The following is a 17,191-nucleotide window of genomic DNA, read 5'->3' on the forward strand; positions in this document are numbered from 1 at the left end:
TTTTTGGGGAAACTGAGCGAGCGTTCAGTCGGTTTTTTGAAAGCGTTTACTATAAATAGAGGAGGAATGCAAAATGGGAAAAACGGTCATTGTCGGAGGCGCACGTACTCCCTTTGGTAAATTTGGAGGGGCATTGCAGGCATTAACAGCATCAGAGCTCGGTGGAATTGCCGTCAAAGAAGCGCTGAAACGAAGCGGTGTCAAGCCGGATGAGGTCGGAGAGGTGATCCTTGGGAATGTTCTGCAGGGAGGACAGGGACAGATTCCATCGCGGCAGGCAGCCCGTTACGCCGGTATTCCATGGGAGGTAAAAACCGAAACCATCAACAAAGTATGTGCCTCCGGTTTGAGAAGTGTTACGCTGGCCGATCAGATTATCCGGGCAGGGGATGAGGACGTCATTGTTGCCGGCGGAATGGAGTCCATGTCCAATGCTCCTTATATCATGCCGAAAGCAAGATGGGGCGTGCGCATGGGAGATTCTCCGGTTAAGGATATGATGGTTCATGACGGACTGACCTGCAGCTTTGAAGGAGTCCATATGGGCACCTATGGAAACTCAACCGCCCTGGATTTGGAGATTACGAGAGAAGCACAGGATGAGTGGGCTTTGCGGAGTCACCAGCGTGCATCAGCAGCGGCCAATAAAGGTGTTTTCAGTGAGGAAATCGTGCCGGTACATGTTCCGCAGCGCAAAGGAGATCCTGTCATCGTGGATAAAGATGAAGCACCCAGGCCCGATACATCCCTGGAAAGACTTGCGGCCCTTAAACCGGTTTTTGGCCAGACCGGAACGATAACGGCAGGCAATGCGCCTGGCGTAAACGACGGGGCGGCGGCGTTTGTGCTGATGAGCGGGGAACGGGCCGAAAAAGAAGGGAAAGCACCGCTGGCAGCCATCCTTGCCCACTCAGCGATAGCGCTGGAAGCGAAGGATTTTCCGAAAACACCGGGGCTCGTCATCAGCGAATTGCTTAGGAAAACAGGGAAGACACCAGCGGACGTAGATTTATTTGAAATCAATGAAGCCTTTGCAGCTGTAGCACTTGCAAGCAATCAGCTTGCAGGCCTTGACCCGGAAAAAGTAAACGTAAACGGCGGAGCAGTCGCGTTGGGCCATCCAATCGGCGCCAGCGGAGCCCGCATTCTGCTTACCCTCATCCATGAGCTGAAAAGAAGGGGCGGCGGGATTGGGATTGCCGCCATTTGCAGCGGCGGCGGCCAGGGCGATGCCATCATGATCGAAGTGTAAAACAATAAGTTCAGGGGGATGGGACATGACTATTCAAACCATTATGGTAATCGGTGCAGGCCAAATGGGCTCAGGAATTGCCCAGGTTTGTGCAATGGCCGGCTTTCGCGTCATATTGCAGGATGTAAAAGAAGAGTTTTTGGAACGCGGTCTTGCTTCAATTTCTAAAAACCTGCAGCGGCAGGTGGACAAAGAAAGACTGGCGCCTGCAGAAAAGGAACACGTCATGGGACGGATTGAGCCTTCACTGGAGATCCAAAAGGCTGGAGAAGCAGAACTGATCATTGAAGCAGCGGTAGAAAATATGGAGATCAAAAAGTCCATTTTCACCCAGCTTGATAAACATGCCGGACCTCAAGCCATTTTAGCAACCAATACGTCATCGCTGCCGATCACGGAGATTGCAGCGGCGACAAATCGTCCGGGAAAAGTGATCGGGATGCACTTTATGAACCCGGTACCCGTCATGAAGCTCGTCGAGATCATCCGCGGCCTGGCGACAGAGGATGCGGTATATGAAGCGGTTGAGGAAATGACCCGCAATCTCCAGAAGGTGCCGGTTGAAGTAAAGGATTTCCCCGGCTTCGTCTCAAACCGGATTTTGATGCCGATGATCAATGAAGCGATCTTTACCCTGTATGAGGGTGTCGCCGGCCCTGAGGCGATTGATGAAGTGATGAAGCTTGGGATGAACCATCCGATGGGGCCGCTGACACTCGCTGATTTTATTGGACTGGATACATGCCTGTACATTATGGAAACGCTGCATGAAGGCTTCGGTGATGACAAATACCGTCCGTGTCCGCTGCTGCGGAAATATGTAAAAGCGGGATGGCTGGGCAAAAAAACTGGCAGAGGCTTTTACGAGTACGCCTAAGCACAAGGGGGATGAACGGTGAATCTTCAATTTACAGAAGAGCAATACATGATGAGGAGAATGGTTCAGGACTTTGCCAGGACGGAAATCGAGCCGTTTGTTGAACGGATGGAGCAGGGGGAGTTTCCAAGGGAGATTCTCAAAAAAATGGGCGGACTCGGTTTTATGGGCATCCCGATCCCTGAAGAGTTCGGGGGAGCGGGAATGGATTTTACCTCTTATATCATCGCCATTCATGAGCTGTCAAAAGTCAGCGCCACCATCGGCGTTATTTTATCCGTCCACACATCAGTCGGAACGAACCCGATTCTTTATTTCGGAAGCGAACAACAGAAAAATCACTATGTGCCGAAGCTTGCGTCAGGAGAGTATCTTGGGGCATTCTGCCTCACCGAGCCGGGAGCAGGTTCAGATGCGGCAAGCCTGAAGACAAAGGCCGTTCTCAAAGGAGATCACTACGTGCTGAATGGCTCCAAGGTGTTTATTACAAATGGTGGAGAAGCGGATGTTTACATCGTTTTCGCCACGACAAGTCCGGCCGCAGGCAGCAAAGGCATTTCGGCATTTATCGTTGAAAAGGACACGAAAGGCTTCGTGATCGGCAAGGATGAGCACAAAATGGGGCTGAACGGGTCGCGCACCGTCCAGATCACACTTGAAGACTGTCACGTTCCAGCCGTAAATCTGCTTGGAGAGGAAGGGCACGGCTTTAAAATCGCGATGGGAAACCTTGATGTCGGACGGATTGGAATCGCCGCTCAATCGCTCGGAATTGCCGAAGCGGCTCTTGAACAGTCGGTCAGCTATGCGGGCCTGCGCCATCAATTTGGAAAGCCGATCTCCCGCCAGCAGGGAATTGGCTTTAAACTCGCCGATATGGCAACAAATGTGGAAGCATCAAAGCTCTTAATCTATCAGGCAGCATCGATGCGCCAAAATGGAATCTCCTGCGGAAAGGAAGCTTCCATGGCAAAGCTGTTTGCCTCTAAAACAGCAATGGAAGTGAGCACGGAAGCGATTCAGGTATTCGGAGGCTACGGCTATACAAAGGATTATCCGGTGGAGCGGTATTTCCGGGATGCGAAGATTTGCGAAATTTATGAGGGAACAAGTGAGATTCAGCGGATGGTTATTTCCAAACATATGACAAATTGAAAACGGGGGATGGGACAGATGCAATTTAAACTTTCGGAAGAACATGAGATGATCCGCAGAATGGTCAGGGATTTCGCTAAAAACGAAGTGGAGCCGACCGCAGCAGAACGGGATGAAGAAGAACGTTTTGACAGAGAGCTTTTTGATAAAATGGCCGGGCTTGGCTTGACGGGAATTCCATGGCCGGAGGAATACGGCGGTATCGGAAGCGATTATCTTGCTTACGTAATTGCAGTTGAAGAGCTGTCCCGTGTATGTGCATCAACAGGGGTTACGCTTTCCGCCCACACCTCCCTAGCCGGATGGCCTGTCTATAAATTCGGCAATGAAGAGCAGAAGCAGAAATACTTAAAGCCAATGGCACTGGGAGAAAAGATCGGAGCGTACGGACTTACCGAGCCGGGTTCCGGGTCTGACGCCGGCGGAATGAAAACCTATGCCAAGCTTGATGGAGATCATTATATCCTGAATGGCTCAAAAATCTTTATTACAAACGGCGGGATTGCTGATATTTACATCGTTTTCGCAGTCACCGATGCCACCCGGAAGCATAAAGGCACCACAGCCTTTATCGTAGAAAGCAGCTATCCGGGATTTTCTGTCGGAAAAAAAGAAAAGAAACTTGGCATCCGTTCCTCGCCGACAACAGAAATCATCTTTGAGGATTGCCGCATTCCTAAAGAGAACATGCTCGGAGAAGAAGGAGAGGGCTTTAAAATCGCCATGATGACGCTGGATGGCGGAAGAAACGGAATTGCTGCTCAGGCTGTCGGAATAGCCCAGGGGGCGCTGGATGCATCAGTAGCCTATGCGAAAGAGCGCCAGCAATTCGGGAAGCCGATTGCCGCCCAGCAGGGAATCGGCTTTAAGCTCGCCGATATGGGCACGAGCGTTGAAGCCGCCCGGCTGTTAACGTACCAGGCGGCATGGCTTGAATCGGAAGGGCTGCCATACGGGAAAGAATCCGCGATGTCTAAGCTTTTTGCCGGAGACGCTGCAATGAGGGTTACGACTGAAGCGGTGCAAGTGTTCGGAGGCTACGGCTACACGAAGGATTATCCGGTGGAGCGTTATATGCGCGATGCGAAAATCACTCAGATCTATGAAGGAACCCAGGAGATTCAGCGACTGGTTATCTCCAGAATGCTTACAAAATAATGCGGGCAAAAAGGGGCCGATCGTATGAGAAGAGAGGTACTGGCTTCCGTAAAGGATGAGCGGCTGATAAAAAAAAGGCGGGATCAAATGATCAAAGGAGCGGTGAGTCTTTTTAAACAAAAAGGCTTTCACCGCACGACCACCCGTGAAATAGCAAAAGCGGCTGGCTTCAGCATCGGCACGCTCTATGAATACATCCGCCAGAAAGAGGATGTCCTTTACCTTGTGTGCGACACGATTTATGACGAGGTAAGAAGCAGGCTGGAAAAAGACATTAATCCGAAGCACGGAACGATAGAAGGGCTTGAAAGTGCGATCGCCAACTATTTTCGGGTCATCGATGACATGCAGGATGAAGTGCTGGTGATGTATCAGGAGGCAAAGTCGCTCTCAAAGGATGCGCTGCCCTATGTCCTCCAAAAGGAAGTGGAAATGGTCGGAATGTTTGAGAATGTGATAGAGAACTGCATGAAAAACGACGCCTTTAAGCTGAGTGAGAGCGAAAAAAAGCTGCTGGCCCATAACATTTTCGTTCAGGGGCAGATGTGGGCATTCCGGAGATGGGCGCTTCAAAAGCTTTGTACCATTGAAGAATACATTTCCTCACAAACCTCTCTCATTTTAACCGGCATTAACCGGCTTCATGAGCAGCCGGAATAGACAATCGCCGCACAGGGGGATGGGCGGTGAAACAAGGGGGAAAACGGAACATGTCTATTTATAAGCCAAAGCATGCGGTACGTTTTGTAACAGCTTCAAGTTTATTTGACGGCCATGACGCCTCGATCAACATTATGCGGAGAATTTTGCAGGGAAGCGGAGCCGAAGTCATTCATCTCGGCCATAACCGGTCTGTGGAAGAGGTCGTGAATGCCGCGATTCAGGAAGACGCCCAGGGTATTGCCATCTCTTCCTATCAGGGCGGACACGTAGAATATTTTAAATACATGCTCGACTTGCTGAAGGAAAAAGGGGCCCCCAACATCCGAATCTATGGAGGCGGAGGCGGTGTCATTATTCCTCGGGAAATAAAAGAATTGCACGAATATGGCATTGCAAGGATTTTCTCACCGGAGGATGGCCGGAAAAACGGACTGCAGGGCATGATCAATCAGATGCTCGAGGAATGTGATTTTCCAACCTTTTCAAAGCTTTCCGGGGAGCTTGATGAGCTGAAGCAAGGCAGTGTTACGGCTGTTGCAAAGCTGATTACGCTTGCGGAGACGAGGGCTGGACAGAAGGATGAAGCAGCGGCTGCGCTGGAGCAGGTGATCGAGGAATTGCATAGGTCGGAATCCGCTGCGCCTGTTATCGGGATCACCGGAACGGGTGGAGCGGGAAAGAGCTCATTAACGGATGAATTAATCCGCCGTTTTATGAATGAAATTCCGGAAGTGAAGATTGCCATTCTTTCTGTTGACCCTACGAAGCAAAAAACAGGCGGGGCCCTTCTCGGGGACCGGATTCGCATGAATGCCATTTTTAATCCGAGAGTTTATATGAGAAGTCTTGCCACGAGGCAGTCAAAATCCGAGCTTTCACTGGCCATTCAGGATGCGATTTCTGTTGTAAAGGCAGCGGGCTATGACCTGGTCGTAGTGGAAACAAGCGGAATCGGCCAGGGGGACGCAGGAATTACCGAAATCTGTGACCTGTCCTTATATGTAATGACGAGTGAGTTCGGTGCTCCGACCCAGCTGGAAAAAATCGATATGATCGATTATGCCGATCTCATTGTCATCAATAAGTTTGAGCGCAAAGGGTCAGAGGATGCGAAGCGGCAGGTTCAAAAGCAATACCAGCGGAGCCGCACCCTTTTCGAACAGGACCTCGACGAAATGCCGGTTTACGGCACAATTGCAAGCCAGTTCAATGATCCCGGAACAAATACCCTCTTCCAGGCACTCCTGCAAACCATTCGTGAAAAAACAGGAAAAGAATGGAGTTCTTCTCTTGAAACGGTAACAGACGTTAAAAAGCAAAATGTCATCATACCAAGTGACAGGCGCTATTATCTTCGCGAAATCAGCGAGACCGTTCGAAGCTATCATAAAAAGGCCGTGCAGCAAGCAAAAATCGCGACAAAAATCTATCAGCTGGACGGGGTCCTTGAGCTTCTCCCTGAAAGCAAATCAGATGCCGCATCTACATTGCAGGAGCTGAAAAACCATGCCTTGGAGGAGCTGACGAAGGAATCCAGACATCATCTGGAAAGCTGGGAATCATTAAAGGAAAAATACCAGGCCGACCAGTTTGTCACAAAGGTCCGGGACCGGGAGCTTATCACAAAATTGAAAACCGTCTCTTTATCAGGGTTGGCAATTCCGAAGATTTCCCTCCCGTCGTTTAAAGATGCCGGAGATATTTTGCGCTGGATCTACAGGGAAAATGTACCTGGATCCTTCCCATACACGGCTGGAGTATTTCCATTCAAGCGTGAGGGGGAAGACCCGAAAAGGCAGTTTGCCGGGGAGGGAACACCGGAGCGCACAAACCGCCGCTTTCACTACCTGTCAAAGGATGATTCTGCGAAGCGCCTCAGCACGGCGTTCGACTCTGTGACCCTGTACGGAGAAGACCCGGCCCACCGTCCTGATATTTATGGGAAAGTCGGAGAAAGCGGTGTCAGCATATGCACGCTTGACGATATGAAAAAGCTGTATGCCGGCTTTGATTTGTGTGCGCCTTCCACGTCTGTTTCCATGACGATCAATGGTCCGGCGCCGATAATTCTCGCCATGTTTATGAATACCGCGATCCAGCAGCAGCTCGACCGGAAGAAAGAGGAGCTCGGACGCGAATTAAGCGAAGCAGAAAAAGAAGAAACAAAAGCCTATACGCTGCAAACGGTACGAGGTACGGTGCAGGCAGATATTTTAAAAGAAGATCAGGGGCAGAACACGTGCATTTTCTCGACTGAATTTGCATTAAAGCTGATGGGGGATATCCAGGAATATTTCATCAGTCAGAGGGTAAGAAACTATTATTCCGTTTCCATTTCCGGCTACCACATAGCGGAAGCTGGGGCCAACCCGATCTCCCAGCTTGCATTCACGCTTTCGAACGGCTTCACTTACGTAGAATACTATTTGAGCAGAGGTATGAACATTGATGATTTCGCACCAAACCTTTCCTTCTTTTTCAGCAACGGCCTTGATCCCGAATACACGGTAATCGGACGTGTGGCAAGAAGGATCTGGGCAACCGTCATGAGGGATAAATACGGAGCCAATGAACGAAGCCAAAAATTGAAATACCATGTTCAGACCTCCGGAAGATCCCTGCACGCGCAGGAAATTGATTTTAATGATATCCGGACCACGCTTCAGGCGCTGATGGCTCTCCATGATAACTGCAACTCGCTTCATACGAATGCTTATGACGAGGCGATTACAACACCTACCGAGGAATCGGTGCGCAGGGCAATGGCCATTCAGATGATTATCACAAAAGAGCATGGATTAACGAAAAATGAAAACCCGCTGCAGGGATCATTCATCATTGAGGAACTGACAGATCTGGTTGAAGCGGCCGTTTTAGATGAATTTGACAGCATCAATGAACGCGGAGGGGTACTCGGTGCAATGGAAACCCAGTATCAGCGGGGCAAGATTCAGGATGAATCCATGCACTATGAAATGAAAAAGCACAACGGCGACCTGCCGATCATCGGAGTCAACACATACCTGAATCCAAACCCGCCTTCCGAAGAAGATTTGGATAACATGGAAATTGCCCGTGCATCCAAAGAAGAAAAAGAAACACAGATTCGAAATCTTCAAGCCTTTCAAAAGAAGCATGAAAAGGAAGCGGCTGCAGCCCTTGAAAAACTCCAGCAGACAGCGAGAGCAAACGGCAACCTTTTCAGCGAACTAATGAACACGGTTCAATATGCAAGCCTTGGGCAGATTACCTCTGCTCTCTATGAAGCAGGCGGGCAATACCGGAGAAATATGTAAGGATCAGTCAGGCAGTGCAGGATCGCTGCCTGGCTTTTTAAGGACTCTGTCAGCCGGAACAAAATCCGCGGGAAACTTCTTCGTTTCAGTTCTTGCTGAACAACAGTTCCAGGCGGCCTTCTGATTTTCATAGGGATGCGGCTCCGTACAGGCAGCTTCAGTAGACCTTTAATTTACGAATACGCTAGCATAAAGTGCTAGAATTTGTTTATAATGAAAGATATGATTTTATGTGTAAAACGGATTTACATAAAGGCGGGAGGGTCCGGACGATCATGTCTGCGCCGTCAGCGCTTAAAATAAAGCTTGTACGAATAGGAAAGGGAGTGCCTTACTTTGAGTTTAGCTCAATACTCTGCAGAAGAAATAAAAGAAATGGCATTGATTGAAGTTGCCCGTGAGTTAATGGCAGAAAAAAAACAGCCCATTGATTTTCATGAATTGATGAAGGAACTGACAAAAATGCTTGGTTTAACAAACGAGCAGGTCGAGGAGAAAATTGCTCAATTCTATACGGATTTGAATATTGACGGCCGTTTTATTGCAGTTGGCGATAACCGCTGGGGTCTTCGTAATTGGTACCCGGTTGATACGCTCGAGGAAGAAATGACCGTTGCGCCCAAAGCAAAGAAAACAAAGAAAAAGAAAGCAGCAGCTGTTGTGGATGATTTCGAAGCGGATGATTTTGAAGAGGAAGAAGAAGAGGATCTTGATTTCGACGATCTCGACGATTACGTGGAAGATGACGCAGAAGAAGCGGATACCGATGATACCGATGATGATGCGGATGAAGAGGATCTCGATGAATTGATGGACGAAGATCTTGATGATGAGGACGAAGAGGACCTGGATGAAGATGAGGAAGAAAAGGATTAACAAATCATCTTGACTTTCGACATTGAACTAGGTAATATTTTATTTGGGCTCTTTTAAAGTGCTTGAATGATGATGAATAATATCAGCTCCCTTCTGAGCAATTGGAAGGGGGCTTTCTTATTTTTTCAGGAAGCATACACATATATTTCCATATTTAAAGCTTCCTGCCATAAGGAAGCAAAGAAACAAGCTTCATTGAATCCGTGCTGCAGAAAAGCTCTGCTGTTTTACTAAATTGGCTGAGTTTAGCACAAATTATACAAAGATTGCATCTCGCGAGGGGGAAGACCATCAAATGACAAAGTACATTTTCGTGACCGGCGGTGTTGTCTCATCGCTCGGCAAAGGCATCACGGCGGCATCACTGGGCCGCCTGCTTAAAAACAGAGGATTGAATGTAACCATTCAAAAATTTGATCCTTATATTAACGTGGATCCGGGAACGATGAGCCCGTATCAGCACGGTGAAGTATTCGTGACCGGTGACGGCGCTGAAACGGATCTTGACCTTGGACACTATGAGCGTTTCATCGATATCAACCTGAATAAATACAGCAACGTGACAACAGGAAAAGTATATTCAACCGTATTGAAAAAGGAACGCCGCGGCGACTACCTTGGCGGTACCGTTCAGGTTATTCCCCATATTACGAACGAAATCAAAGACAAAGTGTTCCGTGCCGGCAAGGAAACGAATGCGGATGTCGTGATTACTGAAATCGGCGGAACCGTTGGAGATATTGAATCCCTGCCTTTCCTTGAAGCCATCCGTCAGATCAAAAGCGATATCGGGCGCGACAATGTGATGTACATTCACTGTACGCTTGTGCCTTACATTAAAGCTGCCGGTGAAATGAAAACAAAGCCTACCCAGCATAGCGTGAAAGAGCTTAGAAGCCTTGGAATCCAGCCGAATGTCATTGTAGCCCGGACAGAAATGCCGATTTCTCAGGATATGAAGGATAAAATAGCCCTATTCTGCGATATCGATGCGAAAGCTGTTATTGAGTGCCGCGATGCAGATACACTTTACTCCATTCCGCTCGCCCTTCAGGACCAGAAACTCGACACCATTACTTGCGATCATCTGAAGCTTGATTGCCCTGAGCCAAATATGGAAGAATGGAAAGAGCTTGTCCACCGCGTGACGAACCTTTCCAAAACGACCCGCATTGCGCTCGTCGGGAAATATGTAGAGCTTCAGGATGCGTATATCTCTGTAGTGGAAGCACTCCGCCATGCAGGCTATGCGTTTGATGCAGACATCAGCATTGATTGGATCAATGCAGAAGAAGTAACGGATGAGAACGTGAGCAGCCTACTCGCTCATGCTGATGGAATTCTTGTTCCGGGCGGATTCGGAGACCGTGGTGTCGAAGGCAAAATTGCCGCAACGAAATTTGCCCGTGAAAACCGCGTGCCGTTCCTTGGAATCTGCTTGGGAATGCAAGTAGCCTCCATTGAATATGCAAGAAATGTACTCGGTCTTGAAGGAGCGCACTCTGCAGAAATTGATCCATTGACTCCGCATGCAGTCATCGATTTGCTTCCTGAGCAAAAAGATGTAGAAGACCTTGGCGGAACTCTCCGTCTTGGAATCTATCCATGCAAACTTACCGAAGGATCAAAAGCGATGGAAGCTTATGCCGATGAAGTAGTGTATGAGCGCCACCGCCACCGTTATGAATTCAACAACGAATACCGTCAGGCGATGGAAGAATCCGGATTCATCTTCTCAGGTACGAGCCCTGACGGAAGATTAGTGGAAATTATCGAGCTCAAGGATCACCCATGGTTCGTAGCGTCTCAGTTCCACCCTGAATTTACATCCAGGCCGACCAGACCGCAGCCGCTTTTCCGCGACTTCATCCAGGCTTCATTAAAAGCATCCGAAAAATTGTAAAACGGCAGGCAGGGACAATCCCCTGCGGTGCCTCAAAAAGTGCTCAAGAGCCATGCTCTGAGCACTTTTTGCTGTGCAAACTTTTGCTGTCAAACCAGCTGGCCCCGCTGGACAGGGCGGCGCATAGGCAACCAGCCTTTGCCTCCGTCCCCTGCTTTGCTAAAGCGCTAAACCTCCGGCCCCACTCTGATTGAAGCCAAGCATGACAAGAGATTGCGAGGCCGCGTCTCCGTCCCTGAACAGGCAGAAAAAAGGGGACGGAGGCTGCCTCCGTCCCTTATTATGTCTACTTGTCTCGCTCCGTCCCCTATCCCGCAAAAGCGCTGGGAGAGTAAGGGGGAGAGGTGTCTGCCCCCGACCCCGCTGCCTGATCTTTACGAGGGTCGGAGGCACCAGGCATCTGCCCGCATAGCAAGCAGCACCGTTCTATCATCCCGGCATCAGCATCAGCGAGTACCGCTGCCTAGATTTCCTCCCTGTATTCACTCAGTATTTCTTCCACCGTAAACCGCAAAGCGTAATAAACATAAAGTCCGGTCATGATGGCAGGAAAACCGTAGCGGCTTCCGTCTTCGGCAGGGATCATCGGTTTTTTCAGCTTGGAATCAATATGGATCTCTGCAGCGGCAGCCAGTTTGTTTTCGCCGTCAACCGCAGATACTGCCACAACAGGAATTCCATCCTTTTGAAGGGCCTCCGCTAGCTTCACAGCCTCCTCATCTGACGCGAAGCGGGTAAAAATAAGCACCCTGTCAGCCGGCAGGACAGATGCCATGCTGCCTTTTTCCTCAAAAAGAGGCTTTGCGTTTGGGAAGGGCTCGAGGCTGTCAACCGCTTCCGCAACAATTCCCGAAAGCTCGCCAAAGCCATGAATGTAGATGGTTCCGTCTCCTGCACAGCCCTGTGCAAGAAGCCTTCCGCCATCTTCTATTGAAAATTCCTCCTGGCTTTGGATCCGCTGAAATTGACCGGAAAGCTGGGTAGTAAATATTTTTAGCATGCAAAAACTCCTTCACGTTCCGATTGCTTTCCACAGGAATTATACGGAATCCTCCGGCAAAAGACAAAAAGTTTAACATTGTCCAATATCAGGCAGGAAATTGACCATCCAAAAAGAATTAGTATCATAGGTCTAAAAGGATAAAACGTGAAGAGGTGCAGAAATGGCAGGAGAAAAAATTTTAATTGTTGATGATCAGTACGGAATCCGGATTCTTTTAAACGAAGTCTTCCAAAAAGAAGGCTATGATACGTACCAGGCGGCAAGCGGATTCCAAGCGCTTGAAATTCTGGAGCAAACCCCTCCGGACCTTGTTTTGCTTGATATGAAAATTCCTGGAATGGATGGAATTGAAATCCTGAAAAGAATGAAGCTTGTGGAACCGAATATCCGGGTGATCATCATGACAGCCTATGGAGAACTGGATATGATTCAGGAGGCGAAAGACCTTGGGGCGCTTACCCATTTTGCAAAATCATTCGACATTGATGAGATCCGCGCCGCAGTCAAAAAGCATCTTCCTATCCGCTCAAACGGATAAACTGTTAGAATTTTTCGACTTGTATTGAAAAGTTGCCGATTTTTCTTGTTATTGGTATGCTATTGTTTGAGAAAAGCTATGCATCCATTTCTTAGTTACATATACAGGAATTTTTCTGGTCAAGCTGGATTTGATAAGCTTTTCGGGTTTAGCAAAATCAGGCTATATAAGGAGGACTATTCGAGATGCCTTTAGTATCAATGACAGAAATGCTTCAAAAAGCCAAAAGCGAAGGCTACGCTGTTGGTCAATTTAACTTGAATAACCTTGAGTTCACTCAAGCGATTCTTCAAGCGGCAGAAGAAGAAAAATCACCGGTAATTCTAGGTGTATCTGAAGGTGCGGCACGCTACATGGGCGGCTTCAAAACCGTTGTTGCGCTTGTAAAAGCACTTATGGATGAATACAAAACAACTGTACCGGTTGCCATTCATCTTGATCACGGTTCAAGCTTTGAGTCTTGTGCAAAAGCAATCCACGCAGGTTTTACATCTGTTATGATCGATGCTTCCCACCACCCGTTCGAAGAGAACATCGCTACAACTTCAAAAGTAGTTGAGCTTGCCCACTTCCACGGCGTATCGGTAGAAGCTGAGCTTGGAACAGTTGGCGGACAGGAAGATGACGTAATCGCTGAAGGCGTAATCTACGCTGATCCAAAAGAGTGCCAGGAGCTTGTTGAGCGTACTGGAATTGATACGCTTGCTCCAGCTCTTGGTTCCGTTCACGGCCCTTACAAAGGCGAGCCTAACCTCGGCTTCAAAGAGATGGAAGAAATCGGCGCAGCTACCGGAGTTCCACTTGTGCTTCACGGCGGAACAGGGATCCCGACTCACGATATCCAAAAAGCGATCTCTTACGGAACAGCAAAAATCAACGTAAACACAGAGAACCAGATTTCATCTGCAAGAACGGTTCGTGAAGTTCTTGCTGCGAAGCCTGAAGAGTACGATCCACGTAAATATCTTGGACCTGCACGCGATGCGATTAAAGAAACGGTTCAAGGAAAAATGCGCGAATTCGGTTCTTCCAACAGAGCTTAATCCGCACAATTTGAAAACCGTCTTATGCAAGACGGTTTTCAAAGGTGATGAAAGTAAGCGATAACAAGATTCAGTTTTCAGATTTTTATAAGGGAGCGGGGAAAAAATGAAATTTTTCATTGATACAGCAAACCTTGAAGAAATCAAAGAAGCCGAAAGCATGGGCATCCTTGCGGGCGTCACCACAAACCCGAGTTTAGTAGCCAAAGAGAATATCTCCTTTCATGATCGACTAAGAGAAATTACGGACATAGTTAAAGGGTCGGTAAGTGCAGAAGTCATTTCTTTAAAAGCCGAAGAAATGATTGAAGAAGGCAAAGAATTAGCTAAAATCGCTCCAAATATTACGGTAAAGGTTCCGATGACAACGGATGGCTTAAAAGCGGTCAAAGAGTTTTCGGAGCTCGGCATTAAAACAAATGTAACGCTTATTTTCAGCGCGAACCAGGCGCTTCTCGCTGCCCGTGCAGGAGCCACTTACGTTTCACCATTCCTTGGAAGACTGGATGATATCGGTCAGAACGGCATGGATTTAATTGCCTCTATTTCTGAGATTTTTGACCTTCACGGATTGGACGCAGAAATTATCGCCGCCTCCATCCGCCACCCGATGCATGTGACAGAAGCAGCCTTGAACGGGGCGCACATTGCAACGCTTCCGCTTAAGGTCATCCATCAGCTGTTTAAGCATCCGCTGACAGATCAGGGAATTGAAAAATTCCTCGCTGACTGGAACAGCCGTTCATAGAATAATAGGAACGTGAATAGACAGAGATAAATGGCAAGCTTTCAGCTTGCCATTTAAGCGTCTGTGGAGAATGAAAAAGCTGTGTGTTTGCTGCCCTCTATTTGAGCTTCAATGGGATTTATTTTACAATGGAGTCAGGCTTATTTCAGCCTTGCGAATATCACGCATGTTAATTTTCATATACAGCGTATGTTCTGTCGGTTTTATGGAGAATTTGTTGAAAAGAGCAGCGTTACATGTCAGCTTCCGAGGAAGGAGACCACCATGGAAAAGTTAAATATTGCAGGCGGCGATCTGCTAAAGGGATCTGTTACAATCAGCGGCGCGAAGAACAGCGCTGTGGCACTGATTCCTGCTGCAATCCTTGCAGAATCACCCGTCATTATTGAAGGTTTACCCGATATATCAGACGTGCATATTTTAAAGGATTTGCTTGAGGAAGTCGGAGGAAAAGTCGATTTTCATAACGGTGAAATGCATGTCCAGCCGGAAAATATGATTTCAATGCCTTTGCCGAACGGGAAGGTAAAAAAATTAAGAGCTTCCTACTACTTGATGGGAGCGATGCTTGGCCGCTTCAAAAAAGCGGTCATCGGCCTTCCGGGAGGGTGCCATCTTGGACCGCGTCCGATTGACCAGCACATAAAGGGATTTGAGGCTCTGGGCGCACAGGTGACCAATGAGCAGGGTGCGATTTACCTGCGTGCAGAAGAGCTGAGGGGAGCCCGTATTTATTTAGATGTAGTCAGTGTAGGAGCGACCATTAATATTATGCTAGCTGCTGTTTTGGCTAAAGGAAGAACCATTATTGAAAATGCGGCAAAAGAACCTGAAATCGTTGATGTGGCCACCCTGCTTACCAGTATGGGCGCCAGAATCAAAGGAGCAGGAACAGATGTCATCCGGATCGACGGAGTCGAAAACCTCCATGGGTGCCGCCACACGATTATTCCCGACCGGATTGAAGCCGGTACGTATATGATCATCGGTGCGGCTGCCGGGAAGGAAATGCTTGTGGATAATGTGATTCCGCTTCATATGGAATCTCTCATTGCCAAACTCAGGGAAACAGGCGTTCATATCGAAACGAGCAATGATCAGATCTGGATAGTCGGCGGACAGAAGGAATTAAAGCCGGTTGACGTAAAAACACTCGTCTACCCTGGCTTCCCGACCGACCTCCAGCAGCCGTTCACTTCGTTTTTAACGAAGGCGAATGGGACAAGCGTCGTCACTGATACCATCTACTCAGCCCGCTTTAAGCACATTGATGAACTCCGGCGCATGGGAGCCTCCATCAAAGTGGAAGGCCGCTCGGCCATAGTAGCCGGCAAAAGCCAGCTGCAGGGTGCGAAGGTGAAAGCAAGCGATCTTCGGGCAGGGGCTGCACTTGTAACTGCAGGCCTCATGGCTGACGGAGTGACGGAAGTGACAGGTCTTGAGCATATAGACCGGGGCTACAGCCAGCTTGAAGAAAAGCTGACAAATATGGGAGCGTCTATCTGGCGGGAAAAATTAACCGACCAAGAAATCGAACAAATTCAAAATTCATAATTGAGGTTCAATGTTTATCCCGCTTTTCTTTATGAAAAGCGGGTCATACATAGTAAAGGTACAGCAAAGGGGAGGAACCAAAGATGGAAAGAAGTTTGTCGATGGAACTAGTACGCGTAACGGAAGCTGCAGCACTAGCATCTGCCCGCTGGATGGGCCGCGGGAAAAAAGATGAGGCAGACGATGCTGCCACATCTGCCATGAGGGATGTCTTTGACACAATTCCAATGAAAGGCACGGTTGTCATCGGGGAAGGGGAAATGGATGAGGCCCCGATGCTTTACATTGGCGAAAAGCTTGGAAACGGGTACGGTCCAAGAGTAGACGTTGCGGTTGACCCGCTCGAAGGGACGAACATTCTCGCTCAGGGAGGCTGGAATGCTCTGGCTGTAATCGCGGTAGCGGACCACGGCAATATGCTCAATGCACCGGACATGTATATGGACAAGATTGCAGTAGGGCCTGACGCGGTAGGATGCATTGATATCAATGCACCGATCATCGACAACCTCCGCGCGGTAGCGAAGGCAAAAAACAAAGAGATTGAAGACGTTGTAGCTACGATTTTGAGCCGTGAGCGCCATCAGGGCATCATCAATGAACTGCGCGAGGCTGGCGTCCGCATTAAGCTGATCAATGACGGGGATGTAGCGGGTGCGATCAATACAGCCTTTGACCATACAGGTGTAGACATTCTTTTCGGTTCCGGGGGAGCCCCTGAAGGAGTGCTTGCAGCCGCAGCGCTAAAATGCCTGGGCGGAGAAATTCAGGGCAAGCTGCTTCCGCAAAATGACCAGGAATTGAACCGCTGTCTGAAAATGGGTCTTGATGTAAGCAAAGTCCTTTTAATGGAAGACCTGGTAAAAGGGGATGACGCCATTTTTGCTGCGACCGGCGTAACAGACGGAGAACTGCTGAAAGGCGTTCAGTTCAAAGCCGCAAGCGGAACGACTCAATCCGTTGTTATGAGGGCTAAATCAGGCACAGTCCGTTTTGTTGACGGTCAGCACAGCCTGAAAAAGAAGCCAAATCTTGTAATCAGGTAAGAACAAAAGCAGCCGGAGCAGCTCATGCTCCGGCCGCTCTTTTATTTCAAATGTTTTACGTCTATGAAAACGTATTGAT

At 48.5% G+C, this 17,191-nt stretch carries 14 protein-coding genes; 13 read left to right on the top strand and 1 reads right to left on the bottom strand.

All coding sequences use genetic code 11. The features are described from left to right. Positions 1 to 73 precede the first annotated feature (73 nt). From ACQCVE_RS05380 to ACQCVE_RS05415, 8 genes are all read left to right on the top strand, one after another. Positions 74 to 1,252, top strand: a complete 1,179-nt coding sequence (locus tag ACQCVE_RS05380) for an acetyl-CoA C-acetyltransferase (protein WP_426843120.1) — start codon at positions 74 to 76, stop codon at positions 1,250 to 1,252. Between the two features lie 25 nt (positions 1,253 to 1,277). Next, positions 1,278 to 2,129 (top strand): 3-hydroxybutyryl-CoA dehydrogenase, encoded by an 852-nt coding sequence (locus ACQCVE_RS05385; protein ID WP_426843119.1) that lies wholly within the window; start codon positions 1,278 to 1,280, stop codon positions 2,127 to 2,129. Between the two features lie 18 nt (positions 2,130 to 2,147). Next, entirely contained in the window at positions 2,148 to 3,284 is a 1,137-nt protein-coding gene (locus tag ACQCVE_RS05390) for an acyl-CoA dehydrogenase (RefSeq protein ID WP_426843118.1), read from the top strand. Between the two features lie 18 nt (positions 3,285 to 3,302). Next, on the top strand, positions 3,303 to 4,442 hold the full coding sequence (locus tag ACQCVE_RS05395) for an acyl-CoA dehydrogenase (RefSeq protein ID WP_426843117.1): 1,140 nt from the start codon (positions 3,303 to 3,305) through the stop codon (positions 4,440 to 4,442). A gap of 24 nt (positions 4,443 to 4,466) precedes the next feature. Continuing rightward, positions 4,467 to 5,102 (top strand): TetR family transcriptional regulator, encoded by a 636-nt coding sequence (locus ACQCVE_RS05400; protein ID WP_426861972.1) that lies wholly within the window; start codon positions 4,467 to 4,469, stop codon positions 5,100 to 5,102. A 50-nt stretch (positions 5,103 to 5,152) separates the two neighbouring features. Then, positions 5,153 to 8,401, top strand: a complete 3,249-nt coding sequence (gene icmF / locus ACQCVE_RS05405) for a fused isobutyryl-CoA mutase/GTPase IcmF (RefSeq protein ID WP_426862135.1) — start codon at positions 5,153 to 5,155, stop codon at positions 8,399 to 8,401. Between the two features lie 336 nt (positions 8,402 to 8,737). Then, a complete protein-coding gene (gene rpoE, locus ACQCVE_RS05410) occupies positions 8,738 to 9,277 on the top strand; it encodes a DNA-directed RNA polymerase subunit delta (protein WP_426843114.1) in 540 nt (179 codons plus the stop codon). 295 nt (positions 9,278 to 9,572) lie between these two features. Continuing rightward, positions 9,573 to 11,180: a CTP synthase gene (locus ACQCVE_RS05415; RefSeq protein WP_426843113.1), complete on the top strand. Its 1,608-nt coding sequence runs from the start codon at positions 9,573 to 9,575 to the stop codon at positions 11,178 to 11,180. A 463-nt stretch (positions 11,181 to 11,643) separates the two neighbouring features. On the opposite strand, the gene ACQCVE_RS05420 is transcribed toward ACQCVE_RS05415, so the two are convergent. Continuing rightward, the gene (locus ACQCVE_RS05420; protein WP_426861974.1) at positions 11,644 to 12,180 is read right to left on the bottom strand and encodes a DUF2529 domain-containing protein; all 537 of its coding nucleotides are present in this window, start codon (positions 12,178 to 12,180) and stop codon (positions 11,644 to 11,646) included. 163 nt (positions 12,181 to 12,343) lie between these two features. Between ACQCVE_RS05420 and ACQCVE_RS05425 the strand changes: the two genes are divergently transcribed. The 5 genes from ACQCVE_RS05425 (at position 12,344) to glpX (ending at position 17,112) form a co-directional block, all read left to right on the top strand. Continuing rightward, positions 12,344 to 12,721, top strand: coding sequence for a response regulator (locus ACQCVE_RS05425; RefSeq protein WP_426861976.1), 378 nt, complete (start codon positions 12,344 to 12,346; stop codon positions 12,719 to 12,721). A gap of 185 nt (positions 12,722 to 12,906) precedes the next feature. Further along, a complete protein-coding gene (locus ACQCVE_RS05430) occupies positions 12,907 to 13,764 on the top strand; it encodes a class II fructose-bisphosphate aldolase (protein WP_426843110.1) in 858 nt (285 codons plus the stop codon). A 106-nt stretch (positions 13,765 to 13,870) separates the two neighbouring features. Beyond that, entirely contained in the window at positions 13,871 to 14,512 is a 642-nt protein-coding gene (gene fsa, locus ACQCVE_RS05435; protein WP_426843109.1) for a fructose-6-phosphate aldolase, read from the top strand. A gap of 264 nt (positions 14,513 to 14,776) precedes the next feature. Next, on the top strand, positions 14,777 to 16,066 hold the full coding sequence (locus ACQCVE_RS05440) for a UDP-N-acetylglucosamine 1-carboxyvinyltransferase (protein ID WP_426843108.1): 1,290 nt from the start codon (positions 14,777 to 14,779) through the stop codon (positions 16,064 to 16,066). An 83-nt stretch (positions 16,067 to 16,149) separates the two neighbouring features. Then, entirely contained in the window at positions 16,150 to 17,112 is a 963-nt protein-coding gene (gene glpX / locus ACQCVE_RS05445) for a class II fructose-bisphosphatase (protein WP_426843107.1), read from the top strand. The last annotated feature ends 79 nt before the right edge of the window (positions 17,113 to 17,191 follow it).

The organism is Metabacillus sp. 113a (genome assembly GCF_050107635.1).
Taxonomy (GTDB): domain Bacteria; phylum Bacillota; class Bacilli; order Bacillales; family Bacillaceae; genus Metabacillus_B.